The following is a 1,396-nucleotide window of genomic DNA, read 5'->3' on the forward strand; positions in this document are numbered from 1 at the left end:
AGAGCCGCGACGCCAGCCGGAACACGTTGTAGTACGTGTACGCGTCGGCCACCACGTGCGCCGCCCGGATCACCAGGTAGACCAGGTCACCGCCGTCGCTGTACAGGTCCACCCCGGCCAGCGGGAAGATGTCCGGCGGCATCGGGGTGTCCACCTGCTCGGCGACCCGGCGCAGCAGTTCCGCCTCGCCACCCGGGGGAAGCGGGCGGACCGGGACGTGGTGCTCGCCGGATCCGTGCCGGAGCAGCACCGGCTGCCCCCGGTGCAGAGGAAAGGTGGTGTTGAACGCCTGCACGCATTCGAGCAGTCGCACGGCGGTCCTCCGCAGCCGTGCCAGGTCCGCGCCCCGCACCCGGTAGGCGAATGCGAGATTGTAGGAGGAATCCTTGGGAAAGATCTGGTGGTGGGTGAGAAGCTTTCGTTGCGCAACAGTGAGAGTGTCGTTGCTGGACACGACTGTTGAGGTCGACACAGTTCCCCCGCTTTTTGTCACATACAAACTCTCAGGGCCCCTTCGGCATCTGGGGAATGCGGTCGTGAGGAACGAGTGGGAAAATCCGGTCGACCCTGACCGGTTTCCGGCTCACGACTGCAGGTAGACATTCGCACGCGCCCGCCGTCCGGCGCATTTCGACATTCCGGCGTTTACCCCGGGCGGATTACATATCCCGGCGGAATTCTCTCTCCGGTGGAAGAGGAGAGGAATCAGATGTTCCGCAGATCCGTGAGATAACCGGCGAGGGCGTTCACGGTCGGGTACTCGAACAGGTCCACCATCTTGATGTCGTCCACGACGAACCGGTCGACGAGGCGGCGGTGGATCTCGGCGACGTGCATGGACGTGCCGCCGATGTCGAAGAAATTGTCGTCGTAGGAGAGCGTGTCGATCCCGATGACCTGCCGCCAGATCTCGGCGATCTCGTCGGCGTGCGGCACACCGGTGGACGGCGCCCGCGTCTCCTCCGGGACGGACACGGTCAGTGCGGCGTCGTCGACTTTGCCGTTGGCGGTCAGCGGGAGACGTTCCACACGGCAGAAGAGCGAGGGGATCATGTACGCGGGAAGCAGCGGCTTGAGTGCCGCCCGGATCGCCCGGTCGTCCCGTTCGCCGGTCACCAGCCACGCGACGAGTCGCGGTTCGGCGCCTTTCTCGTCGAGTCGCACCACGCATTCCGACACTCCAGGGACGGCGTGCAGTGCGGCCTCGACTTCACCCAGCTCGATCCGATAGCCCTTCAACTGCACCTGGCGATCCGCCCGGCCCAGATAGACCAGAGTTCCGTCCGGCAGCAGGCTCCCCAGGTCACCGGTCCGATACCAGCCACCCGGCAGGAACCGCTGCGCCGTCTTCTCCGGATCACCCAGATAGCCGTCCGAGACACCGTCCCCGGCGACG

At 65.6% G+C, this 1,396-nt stretch carries 2 protein-coding genes; both read right to left on the reverse strand.

Features of this window, described 5'->3' with window-relative positions; translation table 11 throughout:
* On the reverse strand, window positions 1–313 hold a 313-nt coding region (locus WH85_RS52020; protein WP_169792585.1), incomplete at its 3' end, for a hypothetical protein.
* 392 nt (window positions 314–705) lie between these two features.
* Window positions 706–1,396 (reverse strand): non-ribosomal peptide synthetase (locus WH85_RS46055; protein ID WP_045748561.1); only part of this gene is annotated, 691 nt, incomplete at its 5' end.

Source organism: Actinoplanes rectilineatus, from assembly GCF_000962825.1.
Lineage (GTDB): Bacteria > Actinomycetota > Actinomycetes > Mycobacteriales > Micromonosporaceae > Actinoplanes > Actinoplanes rectilineatus.